Source organism: Brachybacterium tyrofermentans (assembly GCF_039526165.1).
In the GTDB taxonomy this organism is placed as follows: domain Bacteria; phylum Actinomycetota; class Actinomycetes; order Actinomycetales; family Dermabacteraceae; genus Brachybacterium; species Brachybacterium tyrofermentans.
This window is the reverse complement of the sequence record NZ_BAAAIR010000044.1, coordinates 41899-63147: the sequence shown is the minus strand read 5'-3', so window position 1 is coordinate 63147 and position 21249 is coordinate 41899. Positions and strand designations below refer to the sequence as shown.

At 72.5% G+C, this 21249-nt stretch carries 20 protein-coding genes; 13 read left to right on the top strand and 7 right to left on the bottom strand.

What is annotated here, in order from left to right; translation table 11 throughout:
* Nucleotides 1-17 precede the first annotated feature (17 nt).
* The 13 genes from ABD093_RS13250 to ABD093_RS13190 all read left to right on the top strand — a co-directional run bounded on the left by ABD093_RS13250 (nt 18) and on the right by ABD093_RS13190 (nt 12663).
* Nucleotides 18-434, top strand: coding sequence for an arsenate-mycothiol transferase ArsC (locus ABD093_RS13250; RefSeq protein ID WP_114304888.1), 417 nt, complete (start codon nt 18-20; stop codon nt 432-434).
* Nucleotides 435-613: 179 nt separating this feature from the next.
* On the top strand, nt 614-1963 hold the full coding sequence (locus tag ABD093_RS13245; protein WP_343925081.1) for a lactate racemase domain-containing protein: 1350 nt from the start codon (nt 614-616) through the stop codon (nt 1961-1963).
* Between the two features lie 137 nt (nt 1964-2100).
* Nucleotides 2101-2955, top strand: a complete 855-nt coding sequence (gene larE, locus ABD093_RS13240; protein WP_343925206.1) for an ATP-dependent sacrificial sulfur transferase LarE — start codon at nt 2101-2103, stop codon at nt 2953-2955.
* Nucleotides 2948-3700 carry a nickel pincer cofactor biosynthesis protein LarB gene (gene larB, locus ABD093_RS13235; RefSeq protein ID WP_343925079.1) on the top strand — a complete coding sequence of 251 codons (753 nt, stop codon included), beginning with the start codon at nt 2948-2950 and terminating at the stop codon, nt 3698-3700. The genes larE and larB overlap by 8 nt, the downstream gene beginning before the upstream one ends.
* 224 nt (nt 3701-3924) lie before the next feature.
* A complete protein-coding gene (locus tag ABD093_RS13230; RefSeq protein WP_343925077.1) occupies nt 3925-4653 on the top strand; it encodes a TetR/AcrR family transcriptional regulator in 729 nt (242 codons plus the stop codon).
* Nucleotides 4650-5087, top strand: a complete 438-nt coding sequence (locus ABD093_RS13225; protein WP_343925075.1) for a DMT family transporter — start codon at nt 4650-4652, stop codon at nt 5085-5087. Before ABD093_RS13230 ends, ABD093_RS13225 begins: the two co-directional genes overlap by 4 nt.
* The gene (locus ABD093_RS13220; RefSeq protein ID WP_114359216.1) at nt 5084-5404 is read left to right on the top strand and encodes a DMT family transporter; all 321 of its coding nucleotides are present in this window, start codon (nt 5084-5086) and stop codon (nt 5402-5404) included. The genes ABD093_RS13225 and ABD093_RS13220 overlap by 4 nt, the downstream gene beginning before the upstream one ends.
* 85 nt (nt 5405-5489) lie before the next feature.
* Nucleotides 5490-6272 (top strand): DsbA family protein, encoded by a 783-nt coding sequence (locus tag ABD093_RS13215; protein WP_343925072.1) that lies wholly within the window; start codon nt 5490-5492, stop codon nt 6270-6272.
* A 1-nt stretch (nt 6273) separates the two neighbouring features.
* The gene (locus ABD093_RS13210; protein WP_096164751.1) at nt 6274-7122 is read left to right on the top strand and encodes a cytochrome c biogenesis CcdA family protein; all 849 of its coding nucleotides are present in this window, start codon (nt 6274-6276) and stop codon (nt 7120-7122) included.
* Nucleotides 7119-8483, top strand: a complete 1365-nt coding sequence (locus ABD093_RS13205) for a hypothetical protein (RefSeq protein WP_343875319.1) — start codon at nt 7119-7121, stop codon at nt 8481-8483. The genes ABD093_RS13210 and ABD093_RS13205 overlap by 4 nt, the downstream gene beginning before the upstream one ends.
* Before the next feature lie 275 nt (nt 8484-8758).
* Nucleotides 8759-9745, top strand: a complete 987-nt coding sequence (locus ABD093_RS13200; protein ID WP_258773659.1) for a LacI family DNA-binding transcriptional regulator — start codon at nt 8759-8761, stop codon at nt 9743-9745.
* Nucleotides 9746-9952: 207 nt separating this feature from the next.
* On the top strand, nt 9953-11392 hold the full coding sequence (gene uxaC / locus ABD093_RS13195; RefSeq protein WP_343925070.1) for a glucuronate isomerase: 1440 nt from the start codon (nt 9953-9955) through the stop codon (nt 11390-11392).
* On the top strand, nt 11392-12663 hold the full coding sequence (locus ABD093_RS13190) for a mannitol dehydrogenase family protein (protein ID WP_343925068.1): 1272 nt from the start codon (nt 11392-11394) through the stop codon (nt 12661-12663). The genes uxaC and ABD093_RS13190 overlap by 1 nt, the downstream gene beginning before the upstream one ends.
* 207 nt (nt 12664-12870) lie before the next feature.
* On the opposite strand, the gene ABD093_RS13185 is transcribed toward ABD093_RS13190, so the two are convergent.
* From ABD093_RS13185 to ABD093_RS13155, 7 genes are all read right to left on the bottom strand, one after another.
* The gene (locus ABD093_RS13185) at nt 12871-13536 is read right to left on the bottom strand and encodes a response regulator (RefSeq protein WP_343925066.1); all 666 of its coding nucleotides are present in this window, start codon (nt 13534-13536) and stop codon (nt 12871-12873) included.
* Nucleotides 13533-15077, bottom strand: a complete 1545-nt coding sequence (locus ABD093_RS13180; RefSeq protein WP_343925064.1) for a sensor histidine kinase — start codon at nt 15075-15077, stop codon at nt 13533-13535. Before ABD093_RS13180 ends, ABD093_RS13185 begins: the two co-directional genes overlap by 4 nt.
* Nucleotides 15074-16111, bottom strand: a complete 1038-nt coding sequence (locus tag ABD093_RS13175; RefSeq protein WP_343925062.1) for a CPBP family intramembrane glutamic endopeptidase — start codon at nt 16109-16111, stop codon at nt 15074-15076. Before ABD093_RS13175 ends, ABD093_RS13180 begins: the two co-directional genes overlap by 4 nt.
* 490 nt (nt 16112-16601) lie before the next feature.
* Nucleotides 16602-18089 (bottom strand): gluconokinase, encoded by a 1488-nt coding sequence (locus tag ABD093_RS13170; protein ID WP_193118561.1) that lies wholly within the window; start codon nt 18087-18089, stop codon nt 16602-16604.
* A 345-nt stretch (nt 18090-18434) separates the two neighbouring features.
* Nucleotides 18435-19691 (bottom strand): Dyp-type peroxidase, encoded by a 1257-nt coding sequence (locus tag ABD093_RS13165; protein WP_343925059.1) that lies wholly within the window; start codon nt 19689-19691, stop codon nt 18435-18437.
* Nucleotides 19688-20368 (bottom strand): copper chaperone PCu(A)C, encoded by a 681-nt coding sequence (locus tag ABD093_RS13160; RefSeq protein ID WP_343925057.1) that lies wholly within the window; start codon nt 20366-20368, stop codon nt 19688-19690. Before ABD093_RS13160 ends, ABD093_RS13165 begins: the two co-directional genes overlap by 4 nt.
* Nucleotides 20369-20519: 151 nt before the next feature.
* Nucleotides 20520-21239 (bottom strand): hypothetical protein, encoded by a 720-nt coding sequence (locus ABD093_RS13155; protein WP_343925055.1) that lies wholly within the window; start codon nt 21237-21239, stop codon nt 20520-20522.
* Nucleotides 21240-21249 lie beyond the last annotated feature (10 nt).

Genomic DNA, 21249 nt, shown 5'->3' with positions numbered 1-21249 from the left:
TCGCACAGGAGCTCCTGATGACCACCGACCCTCCGACAGTTCTGTTCATCTGCGTGAAGAACGGCGGAAAGTCGCAGATGGCGGCGGCCCTCATGCGCCATCACGCCGGCGAGGCCGTCGAGGTGCACTCGGCGGGAACTCTGCCCGGCACGAAGCTCAACGCGCAGTCGGCCGACGCCATCGCCGAAGCCGGTGCCGACATGTCCGGCGCGACCCCGAAGCCGGTCACCGCAGAACTGCTGCGCAGCGCTGATCGGGTGGTCGTCGTCGGCAGTGAAGCCGTCGTCGAACCTGTCGACGGGATGACGGCACCGATCCTCACCTGGCAGACCGACGAGCCTTCCGAACGCGGCATCGAAGGCATGGAGCGGATGCGTCTCGTGCGCGACGACATCGATGCCCGCGTCCGCGCACTGCTGTCCGAGCTCGCCTAGACCGCAGGCAGGGCGACCGTCGAGGAGTCCGCGCATGCTCACCGGCCCGGTGGGAGTGCGACGCGGCACGCAGCGGCCGGAGGGTCTGCGACGGTGAGGAGCGAGCGCGGGACACCGCCCCGGTGGCAACAGCCAGCCCATCCTTGGCGTTCCCTGCTCAGGCGTCGCATCATGGAGCGATGAGCGAGCAGACTGCAACGGTGCCGACCATCCAGCCGATCCCCGAGGGTCTCGCGGAACGCGCCGCCCTGCTCGGCGGCCCGGAGGGCACGCTGACCGACGAACAGATCCGGGACTTCGTCGCCGAGCAGCTCGCGGGCACCGACTACGACGGCAAGAGCGTCTGCCTGGTCATCCCCGACGGCACCCGCTCCGTGCCGCTGCCCAAGGTGCTGCCCGCCATCCATGACGCGCTCGCCGGCCGCGCCTCCTCGGTGACCGTGCTGATCGCGCTGGGCACCCATGCCGCGATGAGCGAGGAGGCGATCGACAAGCTCCTGGGCTCCACCGAGCGCGGCGCGAAGGCCGCCTATCCCGAATGGACCGTCGTCAACCACGCCTGGGACGACCCGGAGCAGATCGCCGACCTCGGCGAGATCTCCGCCGAGCGCATCGGCGAGCTCACCGGTGGGCTCCTCACCGACGTCCCCATGCGCGTGCAGATCAACAGACTGTGCGTCGAGAGCGACGTGAACCTCATCGTCGGCCCCGTGTTCCCGCACGAGGTCGTGGGCTTCTCCGGTGGCAACAAGTACTTCTTCCCCGGCTGCTCGGTGCACGACGTCATCGACATCTCCCACTGGGTGGGTGCGCTCATCACCGCCAGCCGCATCATCGGCGCTCTCGGCATCACCCCGGTGCGCCAGCTCGTCGACGCCGCGAGCGACCTCATCGATGCCGAGAAATACTGCCTCACCATGGACGTCAAGGAGGGCGGAGCGGACCTCGGCGCGATCGCCTACGGCGATCCCCAGGCCGCCTGGGCCGCCTGCGCGAAGATCTCCGCGCTCACGCACATCACGTACGTCGACAAGCCCTACCAGCGGATCGTCGCGCTGGTCCCGGAGATGTACGAGGACATCTGGACCGGCGCCAAGGGCTTCTACAAATCCGAGCCCGTGTGCGCCGACGGCGGCGAGGTCATCCTCTACGCCCCGCACATCACCGAGGTCGCCGCCATGCACCCGGGCCTGCGCGACATCGGCTATCACAACATCGAGTACTTCACGAAGCAGTGGGACCGGTTCAAGGACCACCCTTGGGGCGAGCTCGCCCATTCCACGCACGTCACCGGGCTGGGCACCTACGATCCCGCGACCGGCGAGGAGAAGCAGCGCGTCAAGCGCTCCTTCGCGACCTCCATCCCGCCCGAGGTGTGCGCCGAGTACAACGTGCCCTACATCGACCCCGCCTCCCTCGACCTCGAGGCGCTGCGGGCCGACCCCGACACCCTCGTCATCGACCACGCCGGCGAAGTGCTCTTCCGCCTGGCCACGGAACGTGACGGTGGAGAGGAGCAGGACCTGTGACCACCACCGACCGCCGCACCGGCCACCTCACCCTTGCGACCACCCCGTCGGCCCCGGACTCCCCACCGGCTGCCGACCCCTCCACGCGAACCGCATCGCTGTTCACCCCCGGGCGCCCCTCCTTCGAGGTCACCGAGATGACCGTCGCGGCGCTCGGCGGAGAGGAGCTCGCGCTCGCCGACGAGGTCTCCGCGCAGCTCGAGGGCGTCCAGCGCCTCGGCGTCGCCTACTCCGGCGGCGTCGACTCCGCGACCCTCCTGGCCCTGGCCGTCCGCGCGCTCGGCGCCGAGAACGTGGTGGCGCTGCTGGGCGTCTCCCCGTCCCTCGCCCGTCGGGAACGCCGCCTCGCCCACGAGGTCGCCGCCGTGATCGGCGCCGACGTGGTCGAGGTCCACACCCACGAGGGCGAGAACCCCGACTACCAGAAGAACGACGGCACTCGCTGCTTCCACTGCAAGAACGAGCTGTTCACCCGCATCGGGGACGAGATCGTCGGCGCCCACCAGCTCGACGCCGTCGCCTACGGGGAGAACGCCGACGACGCCACCCGGCACGACCGTCCCGGCGCCGGCGCCGCCACCCGCCACCAGGTGCTGCGGCCCCTGTCGACCGTCGGCGTCACCAAGCAGCAGGTGCGCAGCATCGCCAGGGCCCTCTCGCTGCCCGTCGCCGACAAGCCCGCCGCGCCGTGCCTGGCCTCCCGGGTCCCCTTCGGGCAGAGCGTCACCCCCGAGAAGCTGCGCCAGATCGACGATCTCGAGGACGCCGTGTACGAGCAGGGCTTCAGCGACTGCCGGGTGCGCCATCACGGCGAGGTGGGGCGCATCGAACTGCCCACCGACGAGCTTGCACGCGCCATGGAGCCGCAGATCCGCGCCGCCCTTGTCGCCGCCGGCAAGGAGACGGGCTTCTCGCACGTCACCATCGACCTCGACGGCATCCGCTCGGGCCTGTTCTCCCTGCAGATCCTCAACTCCAGCAGCCGTGGCTGAGAGCGCTCCGGGACCGGACGGGCGTCCCGTTCCGGACGGTGGAGCGGCCGACGGGCAGATCGAGGGCGTCCTCGAGCTCGACCTGGACCGGACCCGTCGGCGCGGCGCCCCCGAGGCCGTGCTGTGCGACGCCAAGAGCGTGGACCAGGTGGCCTCGATCGCCGAGGAGTACGCCCGGCTGGCCGCGGCCGGGTGGGAGGACCTCGGGCCGGTGCTGTTCACGCGTGCCGATCCGGCCCGCGCCGAGGCGGCCCTCGCCGCCCTGCCGGGTGCCTTCCACGATGCGGACGCCCGCCTGCTCGCCTGGCCCGCCGAGGCCCCGGAGCCGACGGGAGGCCTGGTCATCGTGGCCTGCGCCGGGACCAGCGACCTGCCCGTGGCCCGCGAGGCCGAGCTGACCGCCCGCTACCTGGGCCGGCCCACGAGGCTTATCGCCGACATCGGCATCGCCGGTCTGCACCGCCTGCTCACCCGCCTCCCCGAGCTGCGCGAGGCGGCCTGCGTGGTGGTCGCCGCCGGCATGGACGGCGCACTGCCCACCGTGGTCGCCGGCCAGATCAGCGCGCCCGTGGTCGCCCTGCCCACGTCGGTGGGCTACGGCGTCGCGCACGGCGGCGTCACCGCGGCGCTCACCATGCTCTCGGCCTGCGCCCCCGGCATCGGCGTGGTGAACATCGACAACGGCTACGGCGCCGGTCACCTCGCCGCCCAGATCGCCCGCTGGGCCCCCGCCGGGGGGGAGTAGCGCTGCGGAGGCCGGGTCGCCGCCAGCGGGAGAGGGCCACGGCGGCCTGCAGATCTATGGATGGGCAGGCCTCGCGCCCCCACAGGGTCGTTGCCGGCCGATGGGCGGCGGAGTCGAGAAGATCGAGGTCCCTGACCGGCCCTGCTCCCAGGTCGTCGATGAGGGTGTGCAGATCGTCTCCGCGGCGTGCGCCGCTCACCTAGCCAACAGGTAAAGTAACAAGCATGCCTTCTCCGTCCGACCCGATGGCCTCCGCGACGTCGGTTCGCCCCGCGCACCGACCCTCCGCCCGCGACGCGATGCTCGACGCCGCCGAGGCGCATCTCGGGGCCGACGGCACGCTGAGCCTGGACTCCGCCGCCCGCGCGGCCGGCGTCACCAAGCCCGGGCTGATGTACCACTTCGCGACGAAGGAGCAGCTGCTCACAGCCATCCTCGACCGCCTCGCCGCCCGCTACGAGCAGGAGATGGCGGAGGCGGTGTCGACGCTGGTGGAGAGGGCGCCCGCTGGGCGCCCTCCGGCGGGGGCCGTGCTCGGCTCCATCGACCGAAGCCCGTCGGACGGTGCCCCCGAGGAGGGACGTCCTGTCGACGCCCAGGCCGGTGCTGGTGCCGGCACCCACGACGCCGTCTTCGCCGAGGCGACCGCGCCGCAGCGCTTCCTGGCCTACCTCGAGTGGGCCGGCCGGGCCTCGCTGAGCTCCGCCGACCTCGTGATCTTCGCGGATCCGAAGCTGCGGGTCGCGCTCACCCAGCGCTGGCAGGAGCAGGTGGATCGCTGGCTCGACGTTCCCGCGGGAACGTCCGTCGGCCTCCGGAGGCGCCTGCTCGCCGTGCGCCTCCTGGCCGACGGCCTCTGGTTCGACCGTGCCAGCGGCTTGCTCGAGACCTCCGCAGAGGAGGCCGTCACGCTGCGGAAGATCGCCGTGGACCTGCTGGGAGGCGACATATGAGTGCCTGGCTCCTGCTGATCGGCGCGATTCTCAGCGAGGTCACCGCCACCCTCTCGCTGCGCGGCGCCCTCGACCATTCCGCGCTCTACGTGGTGGTCGTCGCCGGCTACGCGCTCTCCTTCGGCTTCCTCGCGCTGGTGCTGCGCCGGGGGATGGGTCTGGGAGTCGCCTACGGCATCTGGGCCGCGTGCGGCGTGGTGCTCACGGCCATCCTCTCCGCCCTGCTGTTCGGCGAGGCGTTCACCGTGCTGAAGGCCAGCGGCATCGTGCTGATCGCGGCCGGTGTGGCGGTGGTCGAGATCGGCTCCCACCGCGCCCGCGGAACCGTCGATGCTCGCTCCGACGGCTCCGACGGCTCCGTTGCCGCCGACGCTCCCCACGCCCCGGATGCCCTCGGCGCAGCGGAGCCCGCGCGACGGAGGGAGGACGCATGAGCTGGCTGCTGCTGAGCGGCGCGGTGGTGAGCGAAGTGGTCTCGACGCTCGCGCTGAGGGCCGCCGCGGGCGGCCGACGATCCTGGTACGCCCTGGTCATCGTCGGATACGCCATCGCCTTCGCTCTGCTGTCCGGGTCGCTGCAGGCGGGCATGCCGCTCGGTGTGGCGTATGGGGTCTGGGCCGCGGCCGGGATCGTGCTGACCGCCCTGCTCTCCCGACTGCTGTTCCGGGAGGCCCTCACCCCGGTGATGATGGCCGGAATGGGATTGATCGTCGCCGGGGTGCTGCTCGTCGAGCTCGGAGGGGCCGGCTGAGGGCGGCAGTCCTGCGGGTCTGGCACAGTGGCGGGGGACCGGACCCCTCGCTCGTGGGGGCCCGGCGAGCAGGAGCGGAGGCGACATGACCGGAGCGAACTCGTCCGAGTCCGAACCCGGCACGGGTCGGCAGCTTCCCCCGCGCCGCCGGTTCCTGGTCCCCGCCGTGATCATCGTGGTCGTCGCGCTGCTCATCGCGGCTGTCCTCTGGCTCCGGCCGGGTGGCGAGCAGGGCGGCGGCGACACCGTCAGCACGGCCGGATCCTCCGTCGACGTCTCGGACCTCCCGCCTCCCTCCGAGGTCGCCGTGCCGGACCTCAGCGACGCGGAGTCACGGGACCCCGAGGACCTCCTCGCCGACGGACCGGTCGACGCACCCGTCGTGCTGGTCGTCTTCACCGACTACCAGTGCCCCTACTGCGCCCGCTGGACGCACGACACCCTGCCCGCCCTGCAGGACTACGTCGAGCGCGGAGAGCTGCGCATCGAATGGCGCGACGTGAACGTCTACGGCGAGGACTCCGTGCGCGCCGCCCGCGCGGCCCTCGCCGCGGCCATGCAGGGACGACACGCCGACTATCAGCAGGCGCTCTTCGACGGGGGCGAGATCCGATCGTCCTCACAGCTCAGCGGCGAGGCGCTGATCGAGCTCGCCGACGACCTGGGGCTGGATCCCGTGCAGTTCGCGGAGGACATGCAGTCCGAGCAGGTCGGGAGCACCATCGTCGACAACGCCGCCCGCGGCATCGAGCTGGGCGCCATGACGACCCCGTCGTTCGTCATCGGAGGCACTCCGAGCGTCGGCGCACAGCCCACCGAGGTGTTCACCGACCAGATCGACGAGGCCCTCGAGGAGGCGGACGCCTGACATGGAGATCGGTCTGCTCTCGGCATTCCTCGGCGGGGCCCTCGCCCTGCTCAGCCCGTGCGGAGCCCTCCTGCTGCCCGGGTTCTTCGCCTCGACGGTGACCACGCGCGCCGGGCTCCTCCTGCACGGAGCGGTGTTCTACCTGGGGCTCGTGCTGACGCTCGTCCCGCTCGGCGTCGGCGCCGGAGCACTGGGCACCCTGTTCGTCGCGCACCGCTCGGCGCTCATCGCCGCGACGTCGCTGGTGCTGATCGTGCTCGGCGCGATGCATGCGCTCGGGTTCGGCATCGACCTCGCGCGGATCCTGCCGGGAGCGGACCGCGCGCAGCAGGCGTCCCTGCGCGGCGCCGGCCTGCCGCGCACCTTCCTGCTGGGCGCCGTCGGTGGAGTGGCCGGATTCTGTGCCGGACCGATCCTCGGAGCCGTGCTCACGCTGGCCATGGGGCAGGGGAGCATCCCCCTGGCGGCCGTGCTGCTGGCCGTCTACGGCGCGGGCATGGTCGTTCCCCTGATGGTGCTCGCGGCGCTCTGGGAGCGTGTGGGACCCCGAGCCCGTCGGGTGCTGCGAGGTCGATCGTTCACCGTGCTGGGCCGCACCCTGCACACCACCACCGTTCTCACCGGCGCGGTGATCATCGCCGTCGGGATCCTGTTCTGGGCGACGAACGGACTGGTCACTATGCCCTCTCTGATCCCGACGGCCGTCCTGGCCCGGTGGCAGGAGAGCACTGCGGCGCTGTCCGGCACGGGCCTTCAGATCATCGTGATCCTCGCGCTCGGTGCCCTCGCCCTGGTGCTGTGGTGGCGGGCCGACCGCCGTCGCCGCACGCAGGCAGGGGGCCGACGATGAGGCGCCGCAGCCTCCTCCTGGCCCTCCCGCTGGGTGCGGTCGCTCTCGGCTCGTGCGACCCGAACGCCCCGGCCCCTCCGGAGGACCTGCCGGGCTCCGGCGCGGGCACGGAGTCCGACGGCCGCCCGGACATCGCCGTGGATCCGGAGCCGACCCTCATCGGGGAGTTCGCGGACCCCGTCGACCCCACCACGGTGCGCCTCCCGCTCGAGATGGGCGTGATGATCGTGGTGGACCCCGGGTGGACGGCGATGCCCCAGGTGCTGGACGGGATCTTCCTCGGCTACGAAGAGGGCGGGGACGATGCAGGCGGCGCTGACGGCGAGGACGGCGCGAACGGCGTTGGCGGCGCTGACGGCGGGGATCGGCTCCGCTTCACCGCGCTCGACCAGGACGGCACCGCCCTGTGGTCCGCGCAGCGGCCGCTCAGCTGCACCGGCTTCGCCCTGTCCCGGGATGCCGACGGTCGGGCTGTCGCCGTCCTCACGGACCGGGCGGCCGATGGGGGCGCGGACCCGATGACGACCGCGACCGGCTACGACCTGCGCACCGCCGAGACGCTCTGGGGCCCGGTGGCGGTGCCGGGGCCGCTGGTCGCCCCGGGCCTGATCTTCTCCGCGGCCCCGGAGAGCGACGACGGTGCGCGCATCGCGTTGTCCGCCGGTACGGGGGAGGTGCTCCTGACGGACGACGCGCTCGACGAGGGCCGCCTCCTCGCCGAGCACAGCGGCCTCGTGCTCCATACCGAAGGAGCCGAGCTGGTGGCGCATGACAGTGGGGACGGGGCCGACGGGGCCGACGGAGCGGACGGGGCGGACGGGGCGGACGGGGCGGACGGAACCGACGGCTCCGATCGCTGGCGGCTCGATCTCCCCGAGGGGGTGGACGCCTCGACCGTGCGGGTCGCCGGGCCGGTCGACGATTCCAGGCAGCGGGCGGTGCTCGTCGACGGTGCGCACTCCGGAGTCCTCGTGGACCTCGCCGAGGGTCGCCTCCTCGCCGAGGACGTCTCCGCCGCGGCCTACGATCACGGCCTGGACGTCACGGTCGTGGCCTCCGGGCGACTGGTCCGCGGTCTCGAGGAGGACGGCACCGAGGCCTGGCGGCACGAGGATCCCGAGGAGCTCGTGTTCCTCACTGCGGGGGAGCGGCTCGCCTATGCGCAGCGACCCGAGGAGGGCACGCTGGTCGTGCTGGACACCTCGAAGGGAGAGATGGTCCAGCCCTACGACGCCGACCTCACCGGACTGCTCGCCGTGCCCGAGCTCTTCACCGAGGACGCCGCGACCTCCGTGCACGTCGAGGACACCCGGTATCTCGTGACGACGCGGCTCGACGAGGAGTACGGCATGCGCGGCTGACCGTGTTCGTGCCCGTGCCCGTGCCCGTGCTCATGCCTCGCGGATCTCGCATCGCGCTTTTCGCCCGGCGCCTCGCGTCTCGTGCTCGCACGCTGCGCACCCCACCGCACCCCCGTGGAGTTGCCGCTGGTTGCCCGTGACCCCGGGGTAGGATCATCGCGCACACAGCGGGTGCGAAGGCCGCGTCGGCCCCTGACCGATGCGGGCGGAGCCCCTCATCCGACAGGCATCGCCGAGCAGGCGAGGAGGGAGCCGGCCAGGTGGCGGACAAGCGCGTGACCATCTATGACGTCGCGAAGACGGCAGGGGTGGCCCCGTCGACCGTGTCCCGTGCCTTCTCCCGCCCGGGCCGCGTCAGCGCCTCCACCCACGCGAAGGTGATGGCAGCCGCGAAGGAGCTCGGGTATCGCACCGCCGCCCCGGATTCCCAGGAGCGCGGCGAGCGCCATCACCGCCTGGGCATCGAGATCGCCGACCTCACGAACCCCTACTTCGCCGAGCTCGTCTCCGGCATGCAGGAATCCGCACAGGAGCAGGCCTTCCTGCTTCTGCTGCTGGACACCGTCGAGGACGAGGTGCGCGAGCGCTCGAGCCTCGAGAGCGCGATCCACGTCGTGGACGGCCTCGTGCTGTCGGGGACTCGGCTGTCGGACGCAACCCTGAACCACCTCACCAAGCGGATCCCGCTGGTGGTCCTGAACCGGCGCGTGGCCGGTCTGGATTCGGTGACCCCCGATTACGAGCACGGGATGCAGCAGGCCATGGCGCATCTCGCCGAGAACGGCATCCAGACCGTCACCTATGTCGCCGGTCCCGTGAACTCGTGGTCCGACGGGGAACGCTGGCGCGCCGCGCGCGCTGCGGCCCGCATCCACGGCCTCGCGATCCAGCGCCACGGACCCTTCGCCCCCACCACCGCCGGCGGGGAGCAGGCCTTCGAGGAGCTGCGCGACTCCCTGCCCCACGCCGTGGTCTGCTACAACGACCTGGTCGCGTTCGGTTTCCTGGTCTCCGCCCTGCGCGCCGGCGTGCGGGTGCCCTCCGAGCTCTCCGTCATGGGGCACGACGACATCCCGCTGTCTCGGTTCATCGGCTCGGGCCTGACCACCGTGGTGACCCCGAAGCGTGCCCAGGGCCGCGCCGCCGTGGAGCGCCTGGTGCGCCGCATCGAGAACCCGTCGGCCCATCGCACCCCGGTCGAGGGCTCCCTCCCGGTGCGGCTGGTGCCGCGCGGCACCACCGGGCCGCGCAGGAAGAGCTGAGCACGCGCCACGCCTCCGACGCGGAGGCCCTGATGCGGAGCCACTGACGCGGAGGCTCTGAGAGGCACGCTCTGACGCGGACGCTCTGAGAGGCACGCTCTGACGCGGGGCCTCTGACCTGCTGGATCAGTCGCTCGCGAGTCGATTCTGTCGGCAACCAGTGACAACAGGGCGGCGGCCCGCGCCCCCTCGCGCCATCATGGGGGCATGAGCAACGACGCCTATGTGCCGCACCCTGATCGCCTCCTGCCCTCCGACCCCGCCGTGCGGGACATCGCGCGTGGACTCTATGCCGAGATGAAGGATCAGCCGATCGTCTCGCCTCACGGCCACGTCGATCCCCGCCTGCTGCTCGACGACGAGCCGTTCCGCGACCCGACCTCGCTGTTCATCACCCCGGATCACTACGTGAACCGGCTGATGCACTCCCGCGGCGTGGACCTCGCGGACCTCGGCGTGGGCCGCGGCCCGCTGGACGAGAAGGACTCCCGGACGGCGTGGCGCCTGCTCGCCGAGCACTGGCACGCCTATGCCGGCACCCCCTCGCGCTACTGGATGGAGCACGAGTTCTCCGAGGTCTTCGGCCTGAAGACCGTGCTGAACCCGCGCACCGCCGACGCGATGTACGACGAGCTCGTCGAGAAGCTCGCGCAGCCCGAGTTCCGGCCGCGTGCGCTCTTCGACCAGTTCAAGATCCAGGTCATGGCCACCACCGACGACCCGGTCGACGACCTCGCCCCCCACGCCGCGCTCGCCGCCGACGACGCCTTCACCGGCCGCGTGGTCCCCACCTTCCGCCCGGACAAGTACCTCGAGGCAGGCCGCGCCGACTTCCCCGTGCTCACCGACGCGCTCGGCGAGGCCGCTGGCGTCGACGTCGACACCTACGAGGGCTACCACGAGGCGATGCGCGCCCGCCGCCTCTACTTCCGCGACCACGGCGCCGTCTCCTCGGACCACGCGCACATGGACCCGGGCACCGAGCGCCTGAGCGTCGAGGACGCCCGCCGCCTGTACTCCGCCGCCCGCGCCGGGACGATCCGCTCCGACGAGGCGACCGCGCTGCGCCGTCACCTGCTCGCCGACCAGGCACGCCTCGCGGCCGAGGACGGCCTGGTCATGACCATCCATCCCGCCGTGTACCGCAACCACAGCGAGAGGATGTTCCAGAAATTCGGCCCCGACGTCGGCTTCGACATCCCCGTCGCCGTCGACTTCGTGCACCACGTGGCGCCGATGCTCAACGACGTGGGCCACGACCCGAACTTCCGCACCGTGCTGTTCACGATCGACGAGACCGTGTTCTCCCGCGAGATCGCGCCGCTTGCCGGCGTGTACCCCTCCGTGTTCGCCGGTGCACCCTGGTGGTTCATCGATGCGCCCGACGCTATCCTGCGCTACCGCCGTGCCGTCTCCGAGACCATCGGCTACAGCCGGACCAGCGGTTTCATCGACGACACCCGGGCGTTCTGCTCGATCCCGGCCCGTCACGACATGTCCCGCCGCATGGACGCCACCCACCTGGCGGGCCTGGTCGCCGAGCACCGCATGCGTCTCGAGGACGCCCAGGAGCTCGCCGCCACCCTGCCCGATCAGCAGCCGCGCGAGGTCTTCCGCCTCGGCGCCGCGAACGAGGAGAACAACTGATGACCACCCCCAGCCCGTCCGACGAGGGCCGCCTCGTCCACCTCGGCATCGGCAACTTCGCCCGCGCCCACACCCTGGTCGACACCCAGCGCGCCGGAGGCTGGTCCGTCAGCGCCTTCACCGGCCGCACCGCCGCGATGGCCGACGCCCTGAACGCCCAGAAGGGCCAGTACGGCCTGATCGTGCGCGGCGCCGAGGACGATGAGGTCAGCATCATCGACGTCATCGACGAGGTCTACCCGGCCGACGACGTCGACGCCCTCGTGCGCCTGGTCGCCGATCCCTTCACCGCCGTGGTCACCCTGACCATCACCGAGAAGGGCTACGCCGCCGGCAACGACCCCGCGACCTCCGCCCCCGCCCGCCTGGCGCTGGGCCTGAAGGCCCGCCGCGAGGCCGGCGTCACCGAGCCCATCGCCCTGGTCTCCTGCGACAACCTCACCGGCAACGGCGACGTGCTGCGCGAGGCCGTGCTCGCCGCGGCAGACGAGGACACCCGCGCCTGGTTCCCGGATCACGTCGACGTCATCTCCACCATGGTCGACCGGATCACCCCCTCGGCCGCCGAGGGCGCCGCCGCGCTCGTGCAGGAGCGCACGGGCCTGGTCGACACCGTCCCCGTCGTCACCGAGCCCTTCACCGAGTGGGTCGTCGAGGACCGCTTCCGCGGCCGTCGCCCCGCCTGGGAGAAGGCCGGCGTGCAGTTCACCGACGACATCGAGCTGCACGAGCTGCGCAAGCTGCGCCTGCTCAACGGCGCCCACACCCTCATGGCCTACGCCGGGCAGGTCGCCGGCGTGGAGCGCGTGGACGAGGCCATCGGCCACCGCGAGGTGCGCGCCTTGGTCGAGCAGCTGTGGAGCGAGGCCCGCGCCACGCTGGACCTCCCCGCCGCCGACCTCGACGCCTACACCGCGGCCCTCGAGGAGCGCTTCCGCAACCCGCGTCTCGCGGACAACCTCATCCGCATCGCCGCCGACGGCTCCGCCAAGCTGCCCGTGCGCGCCCTGCCCGTGATCGCCGAGCTCGGCGGCCCGGACAAGGCCCCCGGCGAGGTCGCGGCCGTCGCCGCCTGGACCGCCTGGGTCACAGACCGCGTGCGCGCCGGCGACGAGGTCAAGGACCCGAAGGCCGACGCCATCGCGACCGCTGCGGCGATCGAGGATCCGACGCAGCGCGTCACCGCCCTGCTCGCCCTGCTCGACGTGCCCGCCGGTGACCCCCTCGTCGCCGCCGTCGCCGCCCAGGAGCGTCGCCTGCCCCGCCCCTGATCTGAGGGCGGTGGGACCACACCCGCCCGTGATCTGGCGGTGGTGGGTCCACGCCGACGCTGAAACGCGTGTCCGCGCACGGGCCCGGCCCGTCGCTCGGTCTCACCGTGCCGACATGGTCTGGCGCGTCGGATGGCGGTGGGCTATCCGACGCGCCAGGCAGTCTCGCCGGGCGTCGGTGCGCGATCGGCCCACCCCGTCGCGTGGTCAGGGGGCCTCGGGCACCGTGACGATGCGGTTCTGGTAGGCCCACACCACGGCCTGCAGGCGCGAGCGGACCCCGAGCTTGGGCAGCATGCGCGCCACATGGGACTTCACGGTGGTGATCTCGACGACCAGCTCGTGGGCGATCTCTTCGTTGGACATGCCCTGGGCGAGCAGCCCCAGGATCTCCAGCTCGCGGGTGGTGAGCAGCCCGTCGGCTCCCTGGACGGTCACCGGCTGCAGGCTGCGGCGCTGCACGAACTCGGCGAGGATTCTCCGGGTGAGGGTCTGGTCGAGGGTGCCCTGACCGGCGGCGACCTGCTGCACGGCGCGCACGATGACCTCGGGATCGGCATCCTTGAGGAGGAACCCGGCGGCGCCCGCCTCCAGCGCCCCGAAGACGTAGTCGTCGAGGTCGAAGGTGGTCAGGATCAGCACCGGGATCGGGGGGTCCAGGGCCGTGAGCTCCCGGGTGGCCTCGATGCCGTCGAGGACCGGCATGCGGATGTCCAGGCAGGCCACGTCGGGGCGCAGCTCGCACGCGAGATCCACCGCCTCGCGACCGTCGGCCGCGGTGGCGACCACCTCGAGGTCGGGCTCGGTGCCGAGCAGGCCGGAGAGGCCGGCACGCACCAGCGGCTGGTCGTCGGCGATCAGGAGTCGGATCATCGGGTGCGTGCCCTCCCTGTCGGGACGGTCGGCGGCCCCGGCGAGGTCGATGGTTCCGGTGTGTTCGATGGCCCCGGTGCTTTCGGTGGCCCCGGTGTGTTCGATGGCCCCGGGGCGGTCGAGGTGGTCGAGGTGCCGACGCGGTCGCGGGGGATGCTCAGGCGCACCAGCCAACCGCCGTCGGCCGTGGGGCCGTGCTCCAGCCGCGCGCCGATCAGGTCGGCGCGCTCGCGCATCCCGGCCAGTCCGTACCCTCCGACGCTCGCGGCCCCGGAGGGCGGGGAAGCGGTGGGGACGGTGTTGGTCGGGACTGGGCCGGGTGGGACCGCGTCGCTCGGGACGGTGCCGTTCGTGCTGGAACCGTCCGGGCTCGGGCCGCCGATGCCGTCGTTCCGGACGGTGATCACGAGCCTGGCGGGATCGGCGTCTTCCACGGTGACCAGGCATGAGGTGCCTGGCGCATGCATGGCGGCATTGGTCAGAGACTCCTGGATCATCCGATACGCGACGAGCTGGGACAGCGGGCCGACGCCGTCCCCGAGCGCGCGACCGTCGGCCGGCACGTGCTGCTCGAGACGCACGTGCATCCCGGCGTCGGCGCGGGCCGCGATCAGCTCCGGGACTGTCGCCAGGGTCGTCACGGACCGCTCCGCCGGTTCCCCGCCGCGCAGAAGGCCCACCACCCGGCGGATGTCGTCGAGCACCGAGCGGGTCTGGCTGCGCACCTGACGGACCGACTCGTGCGCGGCCTGCGGATCCGTCTCGATCTGCCGGTCCGCGGCCGCCGCCACGACCGCGATCCCCGAGAGGTGGTGGGCGGCGATGTCGTGCAGCTCGCGGGCCATCGCCGCGCGCTCCTCGGAGGCGGCAGCGCGGGTCAGGGCCTCGCGCTCACGACCCGCGGCGTCCCGTTCCCGCTCCAGCGCCTCGCGCTCCCGGCCGAGCGCCACGGACTCCTTGCGCTGCGCCTCGCGAGCCGTGCGGATCGACGCCAGCGCGAGCGCGACCAGGGCCGTGATGCCCACGATGCCCAGGCCCTGCACGAGCGCCTCGGCGAGGACGCCGGGCATCGTGCTGAGCCCGCTGCGCAGACCGTTCAGGAGCGTGCCGAGAGCGACCGCGAGCGCGGCCACGGGCAGCACCAGGCGCATTTCCGGCCACGGTCTGCGCGGCGCCGCGACGAACACGGCCACCAGCACCGGGATATGGGAGAGGGTGTACGCCACGCCGGGGGCCGGCGCGGCCAGGACGAGCGCGAGAGCGGTGACGACCAGCAGGGTCGTGCGCGGTGCGCGTCGCAGTCCCAGCAGCGTGGCGCACTGGAGGGTGAGCGTGGACGCGACTGCCCACCAGAGCGGGGAGCCGACGGGGGTCATGAGCGCCGGGAGACCGCCGTCGGCCGCTGTGCCCGCGCCGCCTGTGGGACCGGCGTCGGCCGCCGCGACGGCGGGGAGGACGACCAGGAGGGCGAGGGCCACCACCCAGCAGACCAGGGCGGTCGTGAGGGCGACCGCCCTGGTGGCTCCGGCGTCGGACGTCATGGTCGAGAGCTTAGTGCGGAGATGTCGCCGCTCGGTCCGACGGCGGCTGCGGCGCCGGTGACGGGAACTGACCGTGCGTCGGAGTCGGAGTCGGAGCCAGCGCCGGTGCCGGTGTCGGTGCCGTTGCCGGAGACTGAGCCGGAGAATCCGAGCTGACCGCGTGTGGTCACCAGCAGCGCGGCCGCAGCAATGACCGCGACCACGGTCATCGACTGCAGGGAGGTCTCCGCGTTCAGGGTCGGGAACATCTCGGCGCCCAGCGAGGAGGCGAAGGTGTTGACGCCGGCGTGCATCAGCATCGACAACGGCAGCGACTCCCCGGTGCGGTTGAACACCCAGCTCATGACCACGTTGAAGGCGATGCAGAAGATCACGAACACCACCGGTCGATGCCAGCTGGCGTCCGGCCAGCCGCCCCATTCGGTGAAGAACAGCGGCAGGTGCCACAGGCCCCAGATCGGTCCGAGCACGAACGCCGAGCGCAGCGGACCCATCGTGTGCTGCATGCGGGCCAGGGCGAAGTCGCGCCAACCGGGCTCCTCTGCCAGGCCGGTGGTGATCATCTGGAACAGGAGCAGCGGCACGTAGGCGATGAGCATCATCGTGGAGGGCGCGTGGATCTCACCGCCGGAGTAGAGGACGCCCGCCAGGAGCGTTGCGGCCGGCACCGCGAACAGGGCGATCGCGTACCAGCGCCAGTTCACGTTCCAGCGCAGCAGGCGCCCGGCCCAGCGTCGCAGGCCGGCTCGTCCGTCGACGATCGCGGTGACCAGCAGCGCGGAGCCGATCGGGCCGAGATAGGCACCGGGCAGCACGCCGAGCAGCTGGCTGCTGCCCAGCAGTGCCGGGAACTCCACGCCCCACAGCCCCAGCCCGTTCAGCGACAGGATGTAGGGCAGCCAGGCCAGCCAGCTCAGGCCGTTGGCGAGGAGGAAGAAGGACAGCAGGGGGTGGCGCCGGATGGCGCCGAGCGGGCCGACGCCACCGCTGCGTGCAGTGGATGTCGCGGCCGGGGGTCGGTCGGTGATGGTCACGGGACTGCCTCTCGTCATGGTCGATGCCCGGGGACTGGGCATGCCTCAACGCTAGATATCCGTGCAGGTGACAGCCAGATCACGAAGGATGAACTGAGCGGGTTCCTCCTAAAGGATGCACGCGGGAACGGCGACGGGGCCGGGAGGGCAGGCTGCCGTCGCTGCTGTCGCTGCTGTCGCTGCTGTCGCTGCTGTCGCTGCTGTCGCTGCTGTCGCTGCTGTCGCTGCCGTCGGGGCAGTCGGAGCAGTCGAGCCTGCATGGTGTGTCGTTGAGGCGGCTCTCACCGACACGCCACGCAGGTTCGACGGCCGGACCCGGCGAAGTAGGCTCAGCGCACCGGATCGGTGCCGGGAGGATCAGCTGTCCGCTGTGGGGCGCCTGCGAGGTCGTGCGGTCGCTAGGGCGTGAGGGCGCGAGGGCGCGCGGTCGCACGGTCGCACCGTCACCAGGCCGCGCGGCCGCTCGGCCATGCGCACGGCCTGTCGGGCCTCAGGCCAGGTCGGCGAGCTTCTCGAAGCGCTCGAGACGCTCCCGGTAGTACTCGGTGTGCGCGGCGACGGGCTCGACGCGGCGGAGCACGGGCACCTCGGCGACCCTCGTGTCGGGGGAGGCCTGCTCGAGGGCCATCACGGCGGAGCCGCGCATCGTGGAGCGGGACACCGCGACGTGGTCGATCGGCGCGCCGAGGGCGTCGGAGAGCAGGTGCAGCCAGGCGGGGATCGCCTCGGTCATGCCGCCGGAGAGCACGATCCGCTCGGGGTCGCCGCCGGCCTCGCGCATCTGGTCGGCGATGCGCAGGAACGACAGGGCCACGCCCTCCATCGCGCCGCGCAGCATGTCCTCGGCGGTGGTGGAGGCGCCCACGTTCGCGAACAGCGCCCGCGAGGAGCCGCGCCACTTGGTGCCGCGCTCGCCCGAGAAGAACGGGACGACCAGCGGGGTTCCCGCTGTCGGGGCGGCGGAGAACAGGGACTTCGTGTCGGTCTCGGCGATCTCGAAGGGGATGTCGAGCTCGTTGCGCGCCCAGTCCAGCACGCGCCCGCAGTCGCTCATCGCGGAGCCGACGAGGGTGCGCCGCGCGTCGAAGCGGTAGGCCCACAGGCCGCTGGGGAGGGCGGGGATCTCGGTGTCCAGGAGCTGGCGGATCGCGCCGGAGGTGGCGGTGGAGATGCCCCAGGTGCCCGCACCGAGCGCCCCGATGCCGAGGTTCGCGGCGAGGCCGTCGCCGATCACGGGCAGCCACACGGCGCCCTCGAGCTGCGGGAACTCGGCGGCGAGCGGCGTGCCGGAGATCGGCAGGGCGTCGGAGGGATCCAGTGACTCACCCATCATCGACAGGTCCACGCCCACGGCCTCGAGCAGCTCGGGGATGTACTCACCGGTGCGGCGATCGATCATGCCGGACCAGGCGGCCGACGCCGTGCCCAGAGCGGGCGTGCCCAGCAGCTTGAGGGCCACGTACTCGCCGAGCGCCATGAAGCGGTCGGTGCGGGAGAACACCTCGGGGTGGGCCTCGCGCAGCCAGGTCAGGCGGGGTGCGGTGTACGAGGAGTGCAGGCGGGCGCCGGTGCGCTCGTGCAGGTCCGCGACGTCGAGCGTCGCGGCGAGGGCATCGACCTGGGCGTGGCAGCGGGTATCGGCGTAGGTGATGCAGGGGGTGATCGCGGCGCCGGCCTCGTCGACCGCCACGAGCGAGGAGGCGAAGGTGTCGAAGCCGATGCCGCGCACCTCGCCGGGCAGCTCGCCGTCGAGCACCACGGCCAGCGCGTCGCGGATCTCCTGGACGATCTGGTCGGCGTCGATCGTGCTGGTGCCGTCGTCGGCGACGGTGAAGGAGTGCGCTTCCTTGTGATGGCGCGTGCCGACCTCGCGTCCGCTGACGTCGTACACGGCGGCACGGGTGCCGCCGGAGCCGATGTCGATCCCGACGACCAGAGGTCCCTGGGCGTCGTCGGCGGAAATGTTGAAGCGAGGCATGGCTGTCTCCTGCGGTTCGGATGAGTCACCTACGCTCCGTCGAGCACCGATGCGAGAGCGTGCGGCGTCGTACCAGCATACGAGCAGGCCGACGAGGCGTCAGCGGTGCGCCACCGGTTGCCACCGCCGGTGCCCACCGCCCGTGCCCACAGCCCGCCACCGCCGGCGCCCACAGTCCCGCGCCCACAGCCCGCCACCGTCCGCGTCCGCTGCCCGCGACAGTGCCGCCAGTGCGCGCTGTGCCTCCACGTGGGGAAGCCCAGCGTGCACTGGCGTCTGCGATCCGGCGGGCGACCGACAGCCGGGGGCCGTGGACGGGCATTGGGGCCGGCAGCCCGGGTGCGACTACTCGAGCACGGACTGCCCCAGGTACTCGCCCTCGGCGCAGCCCGGCGGGATCGCGAACACGGCCGAGCCGATGGGGGTGGTCCACTCGTTGAGCAGGTCCAGCTCGGCGAGGCGTCGCTGGATCGGGAGGAACTGCCCGGCCAGATCCGCCTGGAACGCGACGAACAGCTGCCCCGACTCCGAGATCGCCGAGGACCCCGCCGGCGGGGCCACGTCGTAGTTGTACGGCCGGCGGTAGATCTCCTGATGCTCGCCGTCGTCGACCCCGCGAGCACGACGCATGTGCGCGAACTCGGGGATCACGGCGAAGCCGTGGGCGGAGACCTTCTCGAAGTCGGCGTGCGAGAACTCGGTGCCGCCGCTCAGCGGTGCCCCGTCGCCCAGCCGGGTCCCGGTGGCCTGCTCGCGGGCGGTGCGATCGGCCTCGTCCCAGCCGTCCATGTCCATCCGGATCCGCCGGATCACCATCGACGTGCCGCCGGCGAAGGGGCCCTCGTCGATCCATACCACCTTCGCGAAGTGCTCGCCGCCCAGCTGCGGGTTCGCGCTGCCGTCGACCTGCCCGAACAGGTTCCGCATCGTGGTGCCCGGGGCCTGGATGCCGGGGGAGCGGCGGAACCCCCGCTGCACCCAGCGCACCCTGGTGAAGGACCGGGCGTCCTTGAGCAGCATCCGTGCCGCATGGGACACGGTCAGCGGATCCTCGGCGGCGATCTGCAGCAGCAGGTCCCCGTCGGTGAACTGCTCGTCGAGCTCGTCGATCTCGAAGGCCGGCAGCGGGGCGAGCCAGCTGGGCGCCTCCCGCTGAGCCCTCTCCAGCAGCCGCGGGCCGAAGCCCACCGTGACGGTCAGCGAGGCCGGTTCGGCGGCCAGCTCCGGTTCGGTGTCCGCGAGGGCCGCGCGACCCTGCGTGAGGCGCGCGGCGTCATCCGTCAGCAGGCGCAGCAGCCGCAGGATGCCCTCCCGGTCCACCTCGTCGTGCAGGTCGAGTGCGAGGAACGTCGCCGAGGCGGGGGCGGGTGTCTCGACCCCTGCCTGGTGGGCGCCGTAGAACGGCACGGAGGCACCGCCCTGCGGCGCCGGTTCCGCCGACGCCAGCGCTCCGGGCGATGCGCTGGCCGGCGGACCATCCCGCACCGCCCGGTCCAGGCCGATCGCGGCCGCGCCGACACCGAGCACCCCGGCGCCGGCGGTGCCCGCCCGCAGCAGCTGTCGCCTGCCCGGGCGCGAGGGTCCCTGCGCCGAGGAGGTCACTTGTGCCCCTCGTGCTCGCCGCCGCCGCCGCCGTCGGAGGCCATGCCCGACATGCCTTCGTGGTCAGCCTCCTCCTCGTCGTCCTCACCGGGCGCGTAGTGCTCCTGGGCCCCGGAGAAGTCCTTGACTGTCGCGGTGAAGGGGTGCTCGGTGCCCTCGGAGAACACCAGGGTCAGCTCGAGCGTGTCACCGGGCTGAAGCGGCTTGGGGAGGTCCATGAGCATGATGTGGTCGCCGCCGGGCTCGAGCACGAGGTCTTCCCCGGCGGGCAGGGGGAAGCCGCCGTCCTTCTCCTGCATGCTCATCCCGCCGGAGCCGTCGGAGGTGGTCTCGTGCAGCTGCACCATGTCGGTCGCGGGCGTGGTGACCGCGGTCAGCACGAGGTCGGCGTCCGTGCCGTTGGTGATGGTGCCGAAAGCGGCGGTCATGCCCTCGTCGGCGGCTTTCACCCAGGGGTCCGTGACCGAGATCGCGCCCGACCCCGCGGCGGCGCCCCCGTCCGAAGCGGCGCCGGCCCCCTCCTCGGAGGCGGCCGAGCCGCCGTCGGCCCCTGCGCTGCAGGCAGCCAGGGGGAGCGCGAGCAGGGAGGCGAGGGCCGCGCGACGGGGCAGCACGACGGAGCGGGCAGGGATGCGGGTGGTGCGAGTGGTGCTGGTGGTACGGGAGATGCGGAACATGAGAGGTCCTCTCGGAAGGGCGCGGGAGCGGCCGCGGGCACGCCGGGGCGTGGGCGGGCTGGAGCGCGGGGAACCGACCCGGGCGAAGGAGCCGGGGCCGGGTGATCGACCGAAGGGCCGTCTAAGCGGCGACGCGGGGCGTCGGCGGGGCTCAGGCGGCCAGGACCAGGGGCGGACCGCGCCGCAGCTGGGGCGAGAGGACGGCGCGCCGCCGCGGGCGCACCGGGACGGCGACGGGCAGGACCCGCGCCGGGGCGGGCAGCACGAGGGTCGGGGCCGACGACGGCACCCGACGCCGAGCAAGGACGTCGAGCAGCCGGGCGGCCAGGGCGAAGGACCCCATGACCATCGACTCGCCACGATGCAGCACCAGGGCCGTGACCACCGCGGCGATCACGTGCCACAGGAGCATCTGCAGATCGCCGCCGCTGCCGTGCAGGGCGTGCTCGGCAGCAGGGCCCACCCCCTGCGACCCGTCGTGCGCGGCGTGCGGGAGGCTGTCTGCGGCGGCTGAGGTGCTGGAATGTGTGGCGCCGGAGTGCGAGGCACCGGAATGCGAGGCGCCGTGTCCGAGATGCGAACCGGGCGGGTCGACGAGATGCACGGACGGATCACTCGGCGTGCCGGCCATGAACAGCCCATGGAAGAGGGCCTGGCTGGCCAGCACGGCGGTGAGCATGCGTGGCAGGGAGAACCGGGTGCCGGCCAGGACCGTGCAGGCCGCGACGGACAGCCACCACGGCAGCGCGATCCCGAGCCACGACGGCATCGCGCCGCCGCCCACCAGGTGTCCGCCGAGGGCGACCAGGGTGGCGAGCGTCGCGGCGGCGCTCCCGCGCAGCAGGCGCAGGGGGGATCGGCTGGACGTCACGACCTCTATT

What these genes read in the sequence shown, in the direction of transcription:
- ABD093_RS13190 (WP_343925068.1), top strand. Translation starts at nt 11,392, where the DNA reads ATGACCACCCCCAGCCCGTCCGACGAGGGCCGCCTCGTCCACCTCGGC.
- uxaC (WP_343925070.1), top strand. Translation starts at nt 9,953, where the DNA reads ATGAGCAACGACGCCTATGTGCCGCACCCTGATCGCCTCCTGCCCTCC.
- ABD093_RS13210 (WP_096164751.1), top strand. Translation starts at nt 6,274, where the DNA reads ATGGAGATCGGTCTGCTCTCGGCATTCCTCGGCGGGGCCCTCGCCCTG.
- ABD093_RS13250 (WP_114304888.1), top strand. Translation starts at nt 18, where the DNA reads ATGACCACCGACCCTCCGACAGTTCTGTTCATCTGCGTGAAGAACGGC.
- ABD093_RS13170 (WP_193118561.1), bottom strand. Translation starts at nt 18,089, where the DNA reads ATGCCTCGCTTCAACATTTCCGCCGACGACGCCCAGGGACCTCTGGTC.
- ABD093_RS13215 (WP_343925072.1), top strand. Translation starts at nt 5,490, where the DNA reads ATGACCGGAGCGAACTCGTCCGAGTCCGAACCCGGCACGGGTCGGCAG.
- ABD093_RS13180 (WP_343925064.1), bottom strand. Translation starts at nt 15,077, where the DNA reads ATGACGTCCGACGCCGGAGCCACCAGGGCGGTCGCCCTCACGACCGCC.
- ABD093_RS13185 (WP_343925066.1), bottom strand. Translation starts at nt 13,536, where the DNA reads ATGATCCGACTCCTGATCGCCGACGACCAGCCGCTGGTGCGTGCCGGC.
- ABD093_RS13220 (WP_114359216.1), top strand. Translation starts at nt 5,084, where the DNA reads ATGAGCTGGCTGCTGCTGAGCGGCGCGGTGGTGAGCGAAGTGGTCTCG.
- larE (WP_343925206.1), top strand. Translation starts at nt 2,101, where the DNA reads ATGACCGTCGCGGCGCTCGGCGGAGAGGAGCTCGCGCTCGCCGACGAG.
- ABD093_RS13230 (WP_343925077.1), top strand. Translation starts at nt 3,925, where the DNA reads ATGCCTTCTCCGTCCGACCCGATGGCCTCCGCGACGTCGGTTCGCCCC.
- ABD093_RS13225 (WP_343925075.1), top strand. Translation starts at nt 4,650, where the DNA reads ATGAGTGCCTGGCTCCTGCTGATCGGCGCGATTCTCAGCGAGGTCACC.
- ABD093_RS13205 (WP_343875319.1), top strand. Translation starts at nt 7,119, where the DNA reads ATGAGGCGCCGCAGCCTCCTCCTGGCCCTCCCGCTGGGTGCGGTCGCT.
- ABD093_RS13245 (WP_343925081.1), top strand. Translation starts at nt 614, where the DNA reads ATGAGCGAGCAGACTGCAACGGTGCCGACCATCCAGCCGATCCCCGAG.
- ABD093_RS13160 (WP_343925057.1), bottom strand. Translation starts at nt 20,368, where the DNA reads ATGTTCCGCATCTCCCGTACCACCAGCACCACTCGCACCACCCGCATC.